This is a genomic window from Gardnerella sp. C0026F2 (assembly GCF_056590715.1).
In genome coordinates this window covers 47,045-63,908 of sequence record NZ_JBWPWR010000002.1, presented here as the reverse complement: position 1 = coordinate 63,908, position 16,864 = coordinate 47,045, and the positions used below count along the sequence as shown (strand labels likewise).

Genomic DNA, 16,864 nt, shown 5'->3' with positions numbered 1-16,864 from the left:
TGAAGTAGCCAATCGTTGCGAATTTGCAGAGATTGGCTACTTTGGGATTGACTGATTTGCGATTTTTGCATACTAATGCGTGTATTTGTATGTAGGATTGAGTTGCTTGTAGGATGGAGCTGATCGTATGAAGGAGTTGATTATATGACAGAATATGATTTGCCGATTTTAGAGTATGATTCCGATAAAAGCGCGGTTATTATGCCAAATCACGATAATATTTCTGTTCAGCTGCCATCTAAAGCGGTTTTTGCTTTCTTAGGCGATGAAATCGATCAGTATGCTTTAAGTAGAAAAGCTACGATTGTAGCAAATTTTGAATCTGCAACTAAAGTATACCCGATATATGTTTTGGAAGAAAAAGTAAAGAAAAAAGTAAGAGAAAATACAAACAGCGAAGTAGAAGAAGAAACGCAAAAAATTTGCTTAGTGCAGGCCCCAGTTGGCGCTCCTGCTGCTGTTCAGATCTTAGATTGGTTGATTTCTTACGGCGTTAGGGAAGTTGTTAGTGCTGGTTCTTGCGGATCGTTAGTTGATTATGCAGAAAATGTTTTTCTGGTTCCGTATAAAGCTTTAAGGGATGAGGGAACTTCTTATCATTATTTGCCTCCAAGTCGTTATGTTGATGTTTCAGAGTGCTCGAGGCGTGCTATTTTACAAACTTTGCAAGCGCACAATCTGCCTTATTATGAGGTTAAGACGTGGACTACGGATGGGTTTTTCCGTGAAACTAAGACGAAAGTTGCTAGCCGTAAGCAGGAGGGGTGCGCGGTTGTTGAAATGGAATGTTCTGCTTTAGCGGCTTGTGCGCAAATGCGTGAGATTGTTTGGGGTGAAATTCTTTACACTGCAGATACTTTGCACGATGTTGAAAATTATGATGAGCGTAATTGGGGCGGAGACTCTAAAGCGTATGCGCTTGAGCTTTGTATTGAAGCGGTGTTGCGCATCTGATACGTTTATGCTGATGTTACATATGGAATCAGCGTAAACATGTCATAAAGTATTGCTGTGCGGTAATCACAGAATTCTATTAGCGTAAATCGTGATAGTAATCGTGATAGTAGTAGGATAGTGAAATCTAATATAATTCATCCAATCGTGCTAATATAAGTTACAATATATGCACGAAAGGACGGTGGCTATTATCACTACATTATTAAACGCTAATGGCAGCAATATGATTACTTTAAAAGAAGCGAAATCTTGCGGACTGTCAAAATATAAGTTTTATAAATTTGTTAAAGATAATGAACTAGAACAGTTAAGCGGTGGAATATACGCGTCTAAAGACTCCTGGGTAGATGAGTTGCTTCTTATTCATAAGCGTTCACCATCTGCTGTTTTTTCTCACGACGAAGCTTTCTTTTATCATGGATTGGTTGATATGGAGCCAATTACTCACACTATTACTGTTTACAGTGGTTTTAATGCTCATCGGCTGAAAGCGTCGTGCAATGTGAAAGTTTATAGTGTAAAAAAGGAATTGCTTGAAGTTGGAAAGATTTTAGTTACGGATAATCTCGGTAATAAAGTGCCAATGTATAATCTTGAAAGAACTGTCTGTGACGCGTTTAGAAGCAGAAATTTAATTGAGATTCAGGAATTTAATACAATCTTAAAATCTTATATTGCTAGACCAGACAAAGATCTCAATTTGTTGATGGAATATGCGAAACTTTTTAGAGTAAACAATGTTGTTCGCAAGTATTTTGAGGTGTTACTATAAGTGAATTTAACTGATGCACAAATAAGAGGTAGAATCAAAAACCTCGCCGAACAAAATAACGCAGATCCTCGCGTGTTAATGCGTCTTTACATGATGGAACGCTACTTAGAGCGTGTGTCAGTTTCAAAATATCGTAACAATTTTATTGTAAAAGGCGGTGTTCTAGTAACATCTTTGCTTGGTATTTCTATGCGATCCACTATGGATATAGATACGACTATTCAAAAGTATGATTTGTCTCTTGAGAATACGAAAAAAATGATTAAGGATATATCTCGTATAGACATAGACGATGGAGTTGATTTTACTATTAAAAGCGCTATGAAGATTATGGATGATATGGAATATCCAGGTATTCGTTTTGCGCTTGATTCACGTATTGGAAGAATGATAACGCCAATAAAGATTGATGTTTCTACTGGAGCGACTATTACACCACGTGCAATTGAATATGACTATAAGCTGATGTTGGAAGACCGTTCTATTTCTATTCTTTCTTACAATATTGAAACAGTGCTTGCGGAAAAGCTACAAACCATTTTATCGCGCGGAATTCTTAATACGCGTATGAGAGATTTTTATGATGTTCACGTGCTGCTTGTTTCACATAAAAGAGGAATTGATAGAGAAATTCTTAAGCGTGCTTTTCATGCAACTTGTGAAAATCGTAAAACTGAAAATATTATAGATAATCTTAAATCTATTTATGAAAGTATTGCTTGTGATGAAAGACTTTCTTTATTGTGGTTGTCATATCAGCGTAAATATTCTTATGCTAAAGACATTGATTTTAGCAGTGTGTTACTAAGTTTGGATGCGTTGTTGAAATTGGTTGAATAGAATTTTGCATTAAAATACTTGAAGTGATTGCTGGCTTTTCTAAATCATTGGGAGACGTGCGCGACGACCTGCCTGAGCACTGCGATATAGCGCGCGAAGGCAACTCGGAGCGCCGAGCTTGCTCAGGGTTGAAAGTCCAGTGGACTTTCAACGCAAGCGAGGTCTGCCTGAGTCAGTAAAGACGAAGGCAGTGCTGATTTTGGCTGTTTTCGGGCACTCACGCAGTATGGTTTCTGCACGCGTGTCTGATTTTGCTCGTTTTAAGACACTGGTGCAGTATGGTTTCTGCGTTGGTGCGAATTCTGTTTGGCGCAAGTGGCCATTAAGTGCAGATTTGCATCGATTGGCTACTTTGGGATTGACTGATTTGCGATTGGTTGATTGGTGGTTAAAAAATAAACGCCAGGGAGTTTATTTAACTCGTCTGGCGTTTATTAGTTAGCTGTGTTATTCGCTAGTTGTGTTTTTTAGTTGCCGTGTTTGTTATTTGCTGTGTTTGCCAATGCGCGTGCGTTTAAGCGAAAGTGCGCCGAAAGCGGACAGCAAGAACGCTAATCCAGCAGTTGCAATGGTTGAGGTTTCGGAGCCTGTGCGTGCAAGCGGTTCGTGCGTTTGCGGAGCTGGTGCTTCTTCAGCAGTCTCTTCTTGTACTGGCTTTGGTTCTTGTTCTGGTTCCGGTTCTGTCACTGGCGTTGGCACTGGTTCCGGCTCCGAAATTATAGGCACTGGAATAGGCTCATGCTCCGGCTCTGGAGTTGGAACAGGAGTCGGAACAGGAGTCGGAACAGGAGTCGGAACAGGAGTCGGTTTCGGTTCTGGCTTTGGTTCCGGCTTAGGTTCCGGTTTCGGTGCTGGCGGAACAACAGGTGGTTTTGGCGGTTCCGGTTTTGGTGGCTCCGGCTTAGGAGTTGGTTTAGGATCAGGCTGTATAACATCAAAGAATGCATTAGTAAATGATATGTGCTCTGGATCACCCTTTTTATGCAATGTTATACCCGGCTCATAGGTATAATTTGGCGTTTCCAATAGACTAAGAGTACTTGGAAGATTGTCCAACTTAGATCCATCCGTGTTATAAGAATCCCCAACCTGAGCATCTTTGTTCGCCGTAAATGTAATCGAATAATCCGTATGCAACACATACGACACGTTCATATCCGTCAAAGACGTCTGCAGATTTCGGGTAAGCAGAACCTTTGTTATCAGAGATTCGTGTGGCTCTGGAGCCAATACCTTCATAAACTCATCGGTAACTTCATCGCCAAGGGAATAGTCGTCATTTACCAGATAAAACTTGAGTGGAACAGTTTTGGTTTCGCCTGCCTTAAGATAAATCGGGCCATTAGCATACATGCCTCTTACGGTCTGTTTAGCATTATCGTCGCCAAGATCGCTAAATTTATACTTCTGTTGTGTTTTAGGATTAGTTCCAGGTTCGCCTTCAAAAATATCATTCCTATTTTTATACGCCTTGAATTTCTTAAATTCACCTACCGTCATATAGTTTGAACCATCTTTACCTTTATGGATTGCTGCTATATACACAGGAATTTCGCGGATTTTTTCATCGCCATTCCAGGCAATCGTAGGAGCGCCATCAAAATTCTTATTCAAAAAGTCGTAGCTCAAGCCGTCCAGTCCTACGCCGCCGACTTTTTGTTCAAGGTTATATTTTGCAAAGGTATACGTTCCAATTGTTGTTTTGTTAATTGAGTCCCACATCTTCTGCGAATTTTGATCTTTGAAGAACCAAGGCGTTTCTTTAATGTTTTCTTCTGTTGTTTTTCCGTCCTTAGTGATTTTTAGCGTAATATTGCTGAATTTTCTTGCAGAAATATTTGCGTCTTTTCCCGTAAACGGAGCAGCATTTACTGTTGTTATCAACTCGTTCTTATCAGGATTGTAACTGAGATACTTAGAGTATCTAGTCATTTGTTCAGTATCAGAATTTTTATCGTTATTTATTACTTGCCACTGAACTTGTTTGCCGTTCTTATCGGCTGCAGTTCCCGATGCTAACTCATTAGCAGCAGACTTGGGCTGCTCTTGCTTGATGATCGTAAATTCCTTCAATTCACTCAGCGTTATATAATCCGAATCAGTACCTTTGTGCGTTGTAGCCATGTATACAGGAATCTTACGGCTTGTTTCGCCTTCTTCCCAATCTATAACTGTTGGTGTACCCAAAACTTTACGCGAATTAAAATCATAAGTCAGACCGCTTAATCCTTCGCCGCCAATAACTTGCGATAGGCCAAATTTTGCCCAACTATACGAACCAATCTGATTGCCATTGATTTCGTTCCAAAGGTCCTTCGAATGTTTATCCTTATAAATCCATGGTGTTTCTGTAACGCCACTCACAGTACTTTTTGCACCATTGCCGTCCGTAACTTGTAACGTAACATTGTTATATTTTCTTGCAATAACATTCGACGCTTCGCCACTAACTGACGTATTGCCTTCGCTTGCAACTAATTGCTGTTTATCAGCGTCATAACTCAATCGCTTGCCATATTCATGCATCAATGTTGTGTTAGCATCTTTAGTGTTCGTAGAATTGTCTGTCACTTGCCAGCTGACCTGCATATCATTCTTATTTGCAGTTCCAGATGCTAATATGCCAGATTGCGCATCTTGCTGTACGGTCTTACCTGTTGTAACAGTTGTACTTGTTGAATCAGTAGTGGCTTCGCGATTTTTGTTATCAGTTTTGTTATCTTTAGTCGCTTTATTATTGTTTAAATCATTTTGATTAGTGAGATTGGCAGGGGGGGGGGTAGTTGTTTTTATGTTATTTGCATCAGTGCCAGCAGCATAAGCGGTTTGGCTCATGCACACTGCGCAAGCTGCCGTTGCAATACCCATCATTGTCGAAGTTAGAATAATTTTCGCTGCCTTATTCATAAAACACCCAACTCTCTAATCAACTACCTAATCAACCATCTAACTAGATACCTAAATAAATTTATTTTATTTTGTTTCGAAATATACAATAAATGTATAATAAATTCGAAATTTGCATATTACATTATAATGTTTTTGATAAAGAATAAAAGTGTTTATCGATAATTTTATCAATAAACACTTTTATGTTTCGAAATGCTTAATCTCTATTAAATATTCAACTAAATATTTAGCTAAATAATACGAGATGTTTAGTAGATAATCTCAGGAATAATCTGCTAAATAAACTGCGATATTACAATGCCGGCAGCCATAAGTGGAATATTGAAAATAAGGAATGTTGGAACGCAAGTATCCCAAATATGACTGTGCTGACCGTCTGCGTTTAAGCCGGAAGTAGGTCCAAGCGTAGTATCGGAAGCAGGGGAGCCTGCGTCGCCAAGAGCTGCAGCAGAAGACATAAGAAGAATCGTTGCAGGAGTGCTGAAACCAATGCTCTGGCACAGTGGCACGAACAAAACCGCAAGAATAGGAACCGTACCAAACGAAGTACCAATGCCCATAGTCACAAGCAAACCAATAATCGTAATCACAAACGCAGCAACGAGTTTGTTTTGTCCCATAGAAGCTACACCAAAGTTTACAAGCTCCTCAACTCCGCCTGTCGCTTGGATCACGTTAGCATATCCGCCCGCAATGAGCATCACAAACGCAATAAGACCCATGAGTTTTACGCCGCCCATAAGCTGCTTGTCGATGTCATTCCACTTTATTGCTCCAAAAATAATCATGGTTGCAAGACCTGCAATAGACGAAAGCGAAAGATCCTTACTAATAACTTGCACTACTACAACAACAATAATTGCGAGAATAGTCACATAATGGCGTAAATTAAGAGGTCCGACAACGGCGTCGGCGGCACGAGTGTCAGTTTCTGTAGTTTTGTATTCGCGAGGTTTTCTGTAGAGCACAAACACTGCAAAAAGTAATGATGCAAACATTGCAAGACCTAAATACCAGTTCACAGCACTAACGTCTGCAACACTAACCTTCATGCCATTTTTAGAAAGATTCGTAGCGATAACAGTTTGGAAAATAAGACCAAAGCCAAACGGAATAGCAATATACGGAACTTCAAGACCAAAAGCTGTGCAGCATGCTGCAGCTCGGCGGTCAATCTTAAGTTTGTTCATAACTTGCAAAATCGGCGGAATAAGAATAGGAATGTAAGCAATATGAACAGGCACAATATTTTGAGACATGCATGCAATAAGAGTTAGTACAGCAAGTAGAGCGTACTTTTTCATGCCAATAATTGAGCTAATTTTTTTAGAAATAATTTGAGCTAATCCTGTTGCTGTAATTGCTTCCGCAAAAGTACCCAGCAAAATGTAGGCGAGTGCAGTTTGTGCGTTGGTTGAGAAACCGTCGCAAAGCAAAGCCATAATTGTGTGATTTCCGTCACCGAAAAGAGGAAGATGACCGGCAATGCCACCTGCAATGCAAGCTACTATCATTGATAGCAAAACATTAAGTTTTGCAAGACTAAGCGCGCATAGCACTACAACCGACACAATAACCGGATTAAATATAATATTTAAAATTTGCAAACCTAGCATGCCGTTCACCCCTTTAAATGCTTGAATTTTAATATATTGTTTGAAGCAATACGTTTTATTTCGTATTGCTTACGCTTGTATTTTTGCATATGTATTCCTACATATGTATTTCTTACATTTAGTAATTAAAGACAATATAGCATGGAAGTGTTTACAACATGTTTCTTAATTAAAGATGAAATATAAACAATTCAACAGAAAGATTGAAGTAGCTTAACAATTGTTTACCCAAAAGAGTACGCTGAAACGTGTTAGGTGAGGAATTAATAAAATCACCGGATGCTCGGTTTTACACCGTTTTATGCAACATTGCAACGTGAGTTTATCGTTGAAAAATAGCGGTAAAGCAATGTGAAAATTAAAAATTGTTTTGCTAATTGTGAAGATCTAAAAATAAACAACAAACACAAACAACAAAATTGAAAATTGAAAACAAAAATTGAAAAATTAGTTATTCAGAGTAAGGAGGAATGCCTGGCGCTCTAAGCAAAATTTAGATACTGCGTTGTGTCTAATAAATAAGCGTCAAACATGCAAATTATGAAAGATAGTAAAACACTTTTAGAAGCTAAAGAATTAGGCTTACAAATATTTAGAAGAACACCATTTTGGGACGTATCGTTAAAAGTAGAGCCTCATCAAATCGTTGCAATATCAGGTGAACACGGCTCTGGAAAATCAGCTTTGCTGCTTGCACTGTCTGGTTATATGAAATTTACGAACGGAACTCTTACTATTGCGGACTCAACTCTTCCTAACGATTTTAAAAAATCACGTAAATATGTGGGATTGGGATTATTCAACGGAATTAACGAATTCTACAAAATGCAAACAATAGAAGAAGCTTTGATGAGTGAGCTAAAACTCGCATCATCTTCGCCACTATTTCGCGAACAGTATAAAAATGATGTAAAAAATCGCGAAGCATTGCGCCAATATGCGTACAATCTCCTTGCTCAGTGGAAAGTGTTTTCTCCTCACGAAACAGCAATAGGAGAGTTGACTCCGTGCGAGCGCATGCGTTTGGCAATTGCGTTGGCATTATTAAAGCAACCGTGGCTGCTATTTGTTGATGGAATTGAGACGGAGCTTACTAGTGAGCAACGCGAATGCTTACTTTCCGATATTCGCGAATATGTTAGCAAAAACTACTGCTCCTGCCTTGTTGGAGTTTTGCAAAGTGAGTTAGAAAAGCAAGCGGATCAAGTCTTAAGACTTATGCCAAATAATGAGAAAACAGAAAATTCTCATACTGATTCTCAACTTGCTACAAGTGAAGCAAACGGTGGTGAAAACAATGCACGTTAGTACTATTGCTCTTGCATTTCGTGAGATTAACAATACGATGAAAGGAAAAGCTCGAAAGCTTGTTATTGGAACCGTAGCTTTGATTCCACTTTTATACGGATCGCTTTACTTATGGGCATTTACAAATCCTTATAAGACTTTGGATACTGTGCCTGTGGCTGTTGTTGTTGAAGACAATGGCGCTATGATTAACGGCAAAATGCGAAACATTGGAAACGAAATCAAAACTCGTTTAAAGAATCAAAAAGACGGTAGTGAAGGTTTCCAATGGAATTTTGTAAATAGTGCTGAAGCAAATAAGGGCCTTAAAAATGGCAACTATTTTATGGTAGCAACTATTCCAGCTTCCTTTAGTAAGTGCATTGCTTCCGCGCAATACGATACTCCAACTAAAGCAAAACTTCACGTAAAGTACGATCAAGCAAGCAATATGCTGGCTTCACAAATTGGTAAAACTGCTTTCCGCACTATGCGTACTGAGATTAGCGAGGCGATTGCTCAAGAGTATTGGGAGCACATGTTTGCGAAAGTTAATTCAGCTTCCGATTCTCTTGGTGCTGCTGCAAACGGTGCTGGAGCATTGCATGAAGGTTCAAAGTCTTTGCAAGGCGGAATAAATAAGCTTGCAGATGGATCTAATCAACTTTCACAATCTTTGCGAAAACTTCAAGGCGGATTAAGTGAGCTTCAACAAGGAGCGAATACTCTTTCTAAAGCAAACGCTAGAAGTAAAGCAGGGGCGCAATATCTTGCACAAAAAACGCAAGATTTAGCAAACGGAGCCCAACAGTTAAGCGAAGGAACGCAAAGGCTATCGGCAGCGACAAGCGAATTCTATGAAGGAGCTCAAAAGCTTGCAGCTTCAAGCAACGAATTAGAAGAACGCGTTAAGGCTGGAAACGCTGAAACAAAAGCACAAATTACTGGTCTTCTTATGCAAGCGCAAGATCCCAGAGTTACTAAGGAAGACGTGCTCGCTAGCTTGCAAGGTTTGGCTGGAGGATTAAGTGAAAATTCTAATCTTCTAGAAACAAATCTTTCTGCTTTAAGCGCTGGAGCAGACAAGCTTTCTGCAGGAAGCTTGCAAATAAAGGGCGGTGCTGACGCAATATCTCAAGGTATTGAAGCTGTTAATACTGGCTCAAATAAGCTTGCTGCTGGAGCGAATAATCTTGCTGACGGTTTGGCTCAAGTAAGTAACGGTAGCGAGAAACTAAATAATGGCGTGAATGCAGCTGCACAAGGTTCTGCGAAAATAGTGAACGGTTCTGATCAGCTTAATTCCGGCGCTAAGAAGCTATCTGATAACACTCCAAAGCTTGTTGATGGTGCTAAGAAATTGCATGACGGGCTTAAAGATGCTCAAAAGTCTGGAAAAGTAAACGGTATTGTTCAAAAAAGTAAGATGATGAGCGCACCAGTTTCCTTGGAAGAGCACGAGTATTCGCACGTTGAAAACTATGGAACTGGTTTTGCTCCTTACTTTATTTCTATTGCCCTTTGGGTTGGTGCTCTTATGACAACATTCGTTTTGAGAGTTATGGATAGGCGAGCGATACTAAACGGCATGAATCCGCTTAAAAGCGCGCTTATTAGCTTGACGCCGTTTGTGATTATGGGCGTTGCGCAAGCGATTATTCTTATGGGCGTTGTTCAAGGAGCGTTGAAGTTCCAAATCGATAATGTTGGTGCATTCTACGCGCTGGGGATTATAGCGTCAATAGTCTTTATGGCTATAATGCAAATGATTATGGTGGTGTTCCGCATGCCAGGGCGAATAGTTGCGATTGTGCTACTTATGTTGCAAATCACAAGCTCTGCAGGAACGTTCCCAGTACAAATGACGCCGGCATTCTTTAGAGCTGTTCACCCATATTTACCAATGACGTACTCGATTATGGGGTTGCGTCAAGCAATGTCTGGAAAGAACAGTGGTGAAATAGTTTCAGGCATTGGAATGCTTGTGCTTTTCGGCGTTATTGCGATTGCTATAACAAGTATTGCCTTCCGCATGAAGCGTACTGTAAAAATGTTTGATTTGCATCCTGTAATAACGCTTGATGCATAAGCGTTCATGTAGGCGCGATAATTAAAATCCCCGCAGCTCTTGTTGGTTGCGGGGATTTTTTAGTGAATTTTGTTTAATTTAGTTACTTTATAAATACGTTATCCGACTTTAGAAAGTAGACGCGTAGACTTCAGCAATTGCAGATTCGTCCATATGCATATAGGAGTTCTTCAAAAGTCGCTGCTGTTCTTTGACAACGCTTGCAGCCCAGCTTTGAATCATATCCTCGCTCATGCCATACTCGTGAAGCTTGTGTTTAGGAAGAATCGTGTTAAGAACTTCGTCAAGCTTGTCTAATACGTCTGCCTTCTTGCATTCAAGAATATTTGCCATGAAATCGAAGAGCTTCGAAAGCTCAGTGTTTTCTGCGTTATTCTCGTTAGCGTCGTGCTTAGCATAGTAGCGCAAAACGCTTGTAAGAAGCGCAGCATTCGTTTCGCCGTGAGCCACGTGGAAAGTGCCGCCAAGCGGATAAGCCATCGCGTGAACGCAACCGCAGCCAGCATTACCAAACGCAATGCCAGCGTAAAGACTTGCCGAAACCAAATCGCTTACAACTTGACTTTTTGCGCTGCTACCTTCCTTCACAACTCGCATATAACTTTGCAAAATAAGTCCGCAAGCCTTGTAGCTAAACATTTTTGTAAGCTCGGTTGCAATAGGAGAAAGTGCGGACTCAATCGAGTGCGTAAGAGCGTCAATAGAGCTGGTTGCAAAAACGTAATCTGGAAGGCTCTTTAACAATTCTGGAATAAGAACCGCGTCCGTAGCGTAGCAAGCGTCGTTTGCCAAACCCTTCTTGGTATTGCGCTTAGTAAGCGAGAACACGGCAACGTTCGTAACTTCGGAGCCAGTGCCGCAAGTAGTTGGAACAAGAATAAGATCCGCGCCTTTTTGTGCAGGAATCTTGCCGTCAACTAAGTCTTCAAGCGGGCTTGTTTGCTTCAACGCACAAACCTTCGAAATATCCAAAACAGTGCCGCCACCAATGCCAATCACGCGCTTTGGAGTGGTGTGAATGTCACTAACGATTGCATCAACCATTGCGTCGCTCGGCTCGCCCTTGCCGTATTTCTCTTGGAAAATCACGTCGCAATCAAGATTCAAATCGCCAAAATAAGGCTCCCAAATGTACTGGTTTGTAATAACCAAATCACCCTTACCAAGCTTGAATTCTTGCGCAAAGTCGCGTGCTTGCTCGAACTTATGAATAGTTGGTTTAATAGAAAGCTGCTTCATCCTAGACTCCTTTGTTTTAATCTGCATGTCTTACGCTAATATGCGCGTTTTGCGCGCGTTTTTGTGCGCGGATGATTAAAAAACCAAGCAACTGCTCCATTATAGAACAGATTGCTTGGTTTAATAAATGCGATTTAAGCTAATTGCAGGAGCTAATTGCAGAAGCTAATTGCAGAAGCTAATCGCAGAGATTAATCATCAAAGATTACAGATATTAATCATCCCTTCAACAAAGCAGTGTAGGCAGCCATCGTAATGTAGTTGTATGGCTGGTTGAAGTGAGGCATGAAGAAGATGTCGCACAAAGCAAGCTCCTTAATCGTGACTTTCTTCTGAATAGCCAACGAGAACAGGTGAATTGCGGCAGACATATCGTAGTTAGAAGCCAACTGGCAACCAACAATAACCTTCGTATCTTTCTTGTAAACGATGCGAATCTTCACCTTTGGATTCTCAACTTCCATAAACGCAGGCTTTTGAGTATCCTCAAAATCAACGTAGTCAACGTCCATGCCTTCTTTTTGAGCAGCGGTCAAGCTTAAACCGGTGCAAACAAGCTTGTAATCGTAGATCATCATTGCGCTAGAGCCTTGCACGCCCTCGGTTTCTACAGGAGTTCCGCAAACGTTGTGGCCTGCAATCAAGCCGCTTCGAACTGCGTTAGTAGCGAGCGCAATGTAGTTTACGCGGTCTCGAGCGTTGTCGTAGATTGTAGCGCAGTCGCCAATTGCGTACACGTCTGGGTCGGAAGTTTGCTGCTTCTTGTCAACTAGGAAAGCGCCGTTAGCATACTGCTTTAAGTGATCTTTGCCGAGCGCAACGTTTGGGTGGAAGCCAATAGCGCAAATCACCATGTCTGCATCGTAAGTGCCTTTGCTTGTTTTAACAGCTTTTACTTCAGTTTCGCCAACAATTTCTTCAACAGTTTGACCAAGTTCAAACTTAATGCCCTTATCTTCCATAATTTGCTTCAAATTATCGGAAAACTCTGGGTCAAAGTAGCCGTTAAGAATATGGTCTTCCATGTCAATAAGAGTTACGTTCTTGCCAAGGCGCTTAAAAGCTTCTGCAAGTTCTACGCCAATGTAGCCGCCGCCAAGAACCACGACGTTATTAAAATCGCGCTCTTGAAGCTTAGCGATAACAGTTTGAGCGTTCTGGAAAAGCTTTACCATTTGCACGTTTTCCAAGTCAATGCCCTTAATGCGAGGCTTGTTTGGAAGGCTGCCGGTAGCAAGAACCAGCTTGTCGTAAGAATCGTGAATAACAGTGCCGTCTTTAAGTTCGACTGTTACTTCTTTCTTTGCGTAATCAATGTCGAGAACTTTACTTTCAAGATTTACCTTAGCGCCTTTTTTAACGAAATCTTCTGGCTTCTGGTAGAACAGTCCGTCGCTGCTTTGAATCTGCTTGCCAATCCACAAAGCCATTCCGCAACCAAGGAAGGAAATATTATTATTCTGATCGTAAATTGTAAGCTCGTTTCCTGGGTAGCTCAAAATGGTGTTAGCGCAGGCAGTGCCGGCGTGATTTGCGCCAATCTGAATGATCTTCGTCATCGGTAATCTCTTTTCGTCGTTGAATCTAGTTTTAATTTTGTTTATTTCTTTTGAATTCTGCTGAAATTAATTTAATTTAGTTAATTTAATTTCGCTAAATTCTGTTGAAATTATTGTATGTGCTTCAACTGCTTTGTTTAATTCACGCCGCGGCGCGAATGCACATCCAATGCACAATACTATTACACGAATGCGAGTCTTACCAATTTTGATTTTGTGCGTGTTGTGGAGGAGTTTACCCCCACAACAGCCACTTATGTTGAAGGTGTGGTATAAAAGTCTTATGTTTTCTAAACGTGCTATTACCATTTTTGCGACTACTGTCGTAACTGCTTTAGCGCTGGGTGCGTTGAGTGCTTGCGAGCCGCAGGGTAAAGCTGTGGGGAATACTGGTCGCGTTGGAGACATAATTCACGACGGTGTGGATATTGACGATATTCATCTACTTGTAATTGGTTCAAAATTAGCTGCGCTTGATGACGAAGTTATGAAGTATTGTAAAACGTCAAAATTGAGTGCTTCTTATGTGCCGCTATCAAATGTTGTTAATCCTAACGAAGCTGCTCAGCAAGCTATTCGCGCTGCAAGCGAGCAGCCTGTTTCATTAATACTTATAGACGCGCTTGACGTAACAGGCGTTGACGATCTGCATAACGCTAATAATCAATCAAATATAAAAGAGAATAACAAGCTTAACAGCACTCGCAATAAACAAAACGAAAGCAAAGCATGGATTTCTGCGCTGCAATACGCGCGTTACGCTGGAGTGCCAGTTGCGTTAATAAATCCTGTAAAAGCACCAAAAGATGCAACTTTATATGCTGCAATATTGCGAGTTGGGGATATTCCGCATAATTTAGCGCCTGAGCGTTCGTCTTTGCTAAGCATTGTTCGAGCAATAATTGACAATACGCCACACAGTAGGGAAGTGATTATAAATGACAAGTAATAAACAAAACGCAATGGAGTCTGCAGCAAGCAGCAAAAATAGCGAGATTGCGGCACTTCCTAAAGTAGAAGTTGATGGATTGAGTGACGAAGAGGTTGCGGAGGCAGTTTCTCGCGGAGATGTGAATATTACTTCTAAGCAGACTTCTCGCTCTTTAATGGATATTGTGCGCGCGAACGTGTTTACATTGTTTAACGCGATTATTTTCACAGCAATGGTTGTCGTGCTTGCCACGGGTTCGTGGAAGGATGCTGTTTTTGGTGTAGTAATTCTGGTAAACACTGGAATTGGCATTGTGACTGAGTTAAAAGCAAAGCGCACTTTGGATAGGCTTTCTATATTGATTGCCGCTCGCGCAATGGTGCGTAGAGGTGGAGAAAATATTGAGATTGCGCACAAAGATATTGTGCTTGGGGATGTTTTGTGGCTTAGAGCCGGCGAGCAGGTTCCAGCGGACGTAGAAGTGCTGGAATCGTGGGGCTTGGAAATGGATGAGTCCATGCTCACAGGCGAATCTGCTACAGTTCGAAAAGCCCAAGGTGACGACGTTTATTCCGGATCTACTGCAGTTTCTGGAATGGCTTTAACGCGTGTTACTGCCGTAGGTGAGCACAGTTATGCTGCAAAATTGGCTGCGCAAGCGAAGGTTTATACCAAAACAATTTCCGACTTAAGCCGTGGAATTAATACGATTTTGAAGTATATGACGATGGTTGTGGTGCCTTTGTGTGTGTTGCTTGTGTGGTCGCAAATGCACAAGGTTGGCGGATTTGTTGAAGCTTGGCAGACTGGTGCTTGGAGGGGAGCTGTTGTCTCTGCTGTTGCAGGCGTTGTTGGCATGATTCCAGAAGGATTGGTTCTTCTTACTTCGCTTAATTTTGCTGTGGCTGCTATGCGACTTGCGCGTAAGCAAACGTTAGTTCAGGAGTTGGAATCTGTAGAAACTTTAGCGCGCGTAGACTGCTTGAATCTGGACAAAACTGGCACTATAACAGACGGCGGTATTGCATTCGTTGGTGTAGAAAATCTAGATAATATTGGTGCCGAAATATCTTTGCAGACCAACTTACAGACCAACTTGCAGACCAATCAAGCTTTATTTGATTTATCAAACGAAGAAAATCCTAACGCAACAGGTGTTGCGATTATGCAAGGGCTTGGCGCTCAAGGAGTTGCAGCTAGCGCGCATGTAAATAATCGTCTTCCATTCTCGTCTGCTAGAAAATGGAGCGCTGTGCAATATGTGCAAAGTAGTGGAGAGCGTGCAACTTGGTATATGGGCGCTCCAGAAGTGTTGCTAAGCGCGATTAATTATGCAAATACTAATGAACTTTTAGCGAAAGTTAATTATTATGCGGAGCTTGGCGAGCGCGTGCTGCTTCTTGCAAAAGTAAGTAGCGAAAGTAGTACTGTAAGTAGCGTTGAAAGTAACGAGGTAAATAGCGTCACAGAAACAGATAAAACTTTTGGCAATTCTCCTACTATTTGTGCAAATGCTCAGCCTGTTGCTTTAGTTCGTTGCTCTGAGCGTATTCGTGAAGACGCTCGTAAAACTCTTTCATGGTTCCGTGAGCAGGGTGTGCGCTGCCGCGTAATTTCAGGAGATAATCCTAGAACTGTTGCGGCTGTTGCTGCAAAAGTTGGCTTAACAGGAGATCGCAAGCCTGTTGCAATGGACGCTAGAAAACTGCCAGAAAATATTAACGAATTGGCTAAAGTGCTTGAAAATGTGGATGTGCTTGGGCGTGTGCTTCCTCATCAAAAGAAAGCGATTGTTCAGGCGCTTCACACTCAAGGTCATGTGGTTGCTATGACTGGTGACGGCGTGAACGATACTTTGGCTCTTAAAGAGGCTGATTTGGGCGTTGCTATGGGTAATGCTGCTCCTGCTGCAAAAGCTGTCGCTCAAGTGGTTCTTGTTGATTCGCGCTTCTCGCATTTGCCGGATGTTGTGGCTCGCGGTAGGCAAGTGATGGCAAATATGGAACGTGTGGCTGGCTTGTTCCTTGTAAAAACTGTTTATTCTGCGCTTATTTCTGCAGGAGTTGTGCTTCTAGCGTTGCACTTCCCGTATTTGCCTCGTCACATTACTTATATTGGTTCTTTAACTATTGGTATTCCAGCATTTTTGCTCGCTCTGGCGCCTAATACTCGTCGATATATTCCAGGTTTCTTGAAGCGCGTTGTTCGTTTTGCTGTTCCTAGCGGATTTGCTATAGCTGCTTCTGTTCTCGCTACTGCTGTTATAGCTCCGCGAGTGTTGGGATTAAATCTTGACGATGTTGTTGCAAATAATTTGATAGCGTCTCGTTTTATTGTTTCAAACGTGCAAGCTTTGGCAACTACTCGCAGTATTTGTTCCGTAATCGTATTTGTTCTCGGCATACTCGTGCTTGCTAGCGTTGCCAAGCCGTTGCGCTCGTGGAGAGGAATTATGGTTGCGCTATTTGCTGCAGCTGGAGTTGCTGGAGCTTTTATACCGTTTACTGCAAAGTTCTTCGAAATTCACGTGCCGACTGCAGGAAGAGCGTTTACGGTAATGCTTATAGCTGTTGTTTTAGCTGCAATACTTTGGTTTGTGTGTGTGAGTTTAGCAAACTTGTTATCTAAACAAAGTAAGAAGTGAACAATCTAACATATTTCTAA

General features: G+C 41.4%; 12 protein-coding genes. 8 read left to right on the top strand and 4 right to left on the bottom strand.

What is annotated here, in order from left to right; translation table 11 throughout:
• The first annotated feature begins 144 nt into the window (after window positions 1-144).
• The 4 genes from AC1EK3_RS02700 to AC1EK3_RS02685 all read left to right on the top strand — a co-directional run bounded on the left by AC1EK3_RS02700 (window position 145) and on the right by AC1EK3_RS02685 (window position 3,011).
• Window positions 145-954 (top strand): nucleoside phosphorylase, encoded by an 810-nt coding sequence (locus AC1EK3_RS02700; protein WP_415687776.1) that lies wholly within the window; start codon window positions 145-147, stop codon window positions 952-954.
• A 184-nt stretch (window positions 955-1,138) separates the two neighbouring features.
• On the top strand, window positions 1,139-1,729 hold the full coding sequence (locus AC1EK3_RS02695; protein WP_480033614.1) for a type IV toxin-antitoxin system AbiEi family antitoxin domain-containing protein: 591 nt from the start codon (window positions 1,139-1,141) through the stop codon (window positions 1,727-1,729).
• Complete coding sequence (locus tag AC1EK3_RS02690) at window positions 1,730-2,569, top strand: nucleotidyl transferase AbiEii/AbiGii toxin family protein (protein WP_480033615.1); 840 nt, start codon at window positions 1,730-1,732, stop codon at window positions 2,567-2,569. It begins immediately after the preceding gene.
• Window positions 2,570-2,708: 139 nt separating this feature from the next.
• Window positions 2,709-3,011, top strand: coding sequence for a hypothetical protein (locus AC1EK3_RS02685; protein WP_480033616.1), 303 nt, complete (start codon window positions 2,709-2,711; stop codon window positions 3,009-3,011).
• Between the two features lie 41 nt (window positions 3,012-3,052).
• Here the strand turns inward: AC1EK3_RS02685 and AC1EK3_RS02680 are convergent, their stop codons facing one another.
• Together AC1EK3_RS02680 and AC1EK3_RS02675 are read right to left on the bottom strand one after the other, a co-directional pair.
• Window positions 3,053-5,476, bottom strand: a complete 2,424-nt coding sequence (locus tag AC1EK3_RS02680) for a hypothetical protein (RefSeq protein ID WP_480033617.1) — start codon at window positions 5,474-5,476, stop codon at window positions 3,053-3,055.
• A gap of 278 nt (window positions 5,477-5,754) precedes the next feature.
• Complete coding sequence (locus AC1EK3_RS02675) at window positions 5,755-7,095, bottom strand: Na+/H+ antiporter family protein (RefSeq protein ID WP_480033618.1); 1,341 nt, start codon at window positions 7,093-7,095, stop codon at window positions 5,755-5,757.
• 531 nt (window positions 7,096-7,626) lie between these two features.
• Here AC1EK3_RS02675 and AC1EK3_RS02670 point away from each other — a divergent pair.
• Both AC1EK3_RS02670 and AC1EK3_RS02665 read left to right on the top strand, forming a co-directional pair.
• The gene (locus tag AC1EK3_RS02670) at window positions 7,627-8,403 is read left to right on the top strand and encodes an ATP-binding cassette domain-containing protein (RefSeq protein ID WP_480033619.1); all 777 of its coding nucleotides are present in this window, start codon (window positions 7,627-7,629) and stop codon (window positions 8,401-8,403) included.
• On the top strand, window positions 8,393-10,471 hold the full coding sequence (locus AC1EK3_RS02665; protein ID WP_480033620.1) for a YhgE/Pip family protein: 2,079 nt from the start codon (window positions 8,393-8,395) through the stop codon (window positions 10,469-10,471). Before AC1EK3_RS02670 ends, AC1EK3_RS02665 begins: the two co-directional genes overlap by 11 nt.
• A gap of 108 nt (window positions 10,472-10,579) precedes the next feature.
• On the opposite strand, the gene AC1EK3_RS02660 is transcribed toward AC1EK3_RS02665, so the two are convergent.
• Together AC1EK3_RS02660 and nox are read right to left on the bottom strand one after the other, a co-directional pair.
• Window positions 10,580-11,710, bottom strand: a complete 1,131-nt coding sequence (locus AC1EK3_RS02660; RefSeq protein ID WP_421790046.1) for a 4-hydroxybutyrate dehydrogenase — start codon at window positions 11,708-11,710, stop codon at window positions 10,580-10,582.
• A gap of 218 nt (window positions 11,711-11,928) precedes the next feature.
• Window positions 11,929-13,269, bottom strand: a complete 1,341-nt coding sequence (nox, locus tag AC1EK3_RS02655) for a H2O-forming NADH oxidase (protein ID WP_480033621.1) — start codon at window positions 13,267-13,269, stop codon at window positions 11,929-11,931.
• A 283-nt stretch (window positions 13,270-13,552) separates the two neighbouring features.
• Here nox and AC1EK3_RS02650 point away from each other — a divergent pair, with 283 nt between their 5' ends.
• On the top strand, window positions 13,553-14,218 hold the full coding sequence (locus AC1EK3_RS02650) for a hypothetical protein (RefSeq protein ID WP_480033622.1): 666 nt from the start codon (window positions 13,553-13,555) through the stop codon (window positions 14,216-14,218).
• A complete protein-coding gene (locus AC1EK3_RS02645; RefSeq protein ID WP_480033623.1) occupies window positions 14,208-16,844 on the top strand; it encodes an HAD-IC family P-type ATPase in 2,637 nt (878 codons plus the stop codon). Before AC1EK3_RS02650 ends, AC1EK3_RS02645 begins: the two co-directional genes overlap by 11 nt.
• Window positions 16,845-16,864: the final 20 nt, after the last annotated feature.

Excerpts from the sequence above, each read along its gene's own strand:
- AC1EK3_RS02700 (WP_415687776.1), top strand. The coding sequence starts at position 145 with ATGACAGAATATGATTTGCCGATTTTAGAGTATGATTCCGATAAAAGC.
- AC1EK3_RS02650 (WP_480033622.1), top strand. The coding sequence starts at position 13,553 with ATGTTTTCTAAACGTGCTATTACCATTTTTGCGACTACTGTCGTAACT.
- nox (WP_480033621.1), bottom strand. The coding sequence starts at position 13,269 with ATGACGAAGATCATTCAGATTGGCGCAAATCACGCCGGCACTGCCTGC.
- AC1EK3_RS02665 (WP_480033620.1), top strand. The coding sequence starts at position 8,393 with ATGCACGTTAGTACTATTGCTCTTGCATTTCGTGAGATTAACAATACG.
- AC1EK3_RS02660 (WP_421790046.1), bottom strand. The coding sequence starts at position 11,710 with ATGAAGCAGCTTTCTATTAAACCAACTATTCATAAGTTCGAGCAAGCA.
- AC1EK3_RS02675 (WP_480033618.1), bottom strand. The coding sequence starts at position 7,095 with ATGCTAGGTTTGCAAATTTTAAATATTATATTTAATCCGGTTATTGTG.
- AC1EK3_RS02680 (WP_480033617.1), bottom strand. The coding sequence starts at position 5,476 with ATGAATAAGGCAGCGAAAATTATTCTAACTTCGACAATGATGGGTATT.
- AC1EK3_RS02670 (WP_480033619.1), top strand. The coding sequence starts at position 7,627 with ATGCAAATTATGAAAGATAGTAAAACACTTTTAGAAGCTAAAGAATTA.
- AC1EK3_RS02645 (WP_480033623.1), top strand. The coding sequence starts at position 14,208 with ATGACAAGTAATAAACAAAACGCAATGGAGTCTGCAGCAAGCAGCAAA.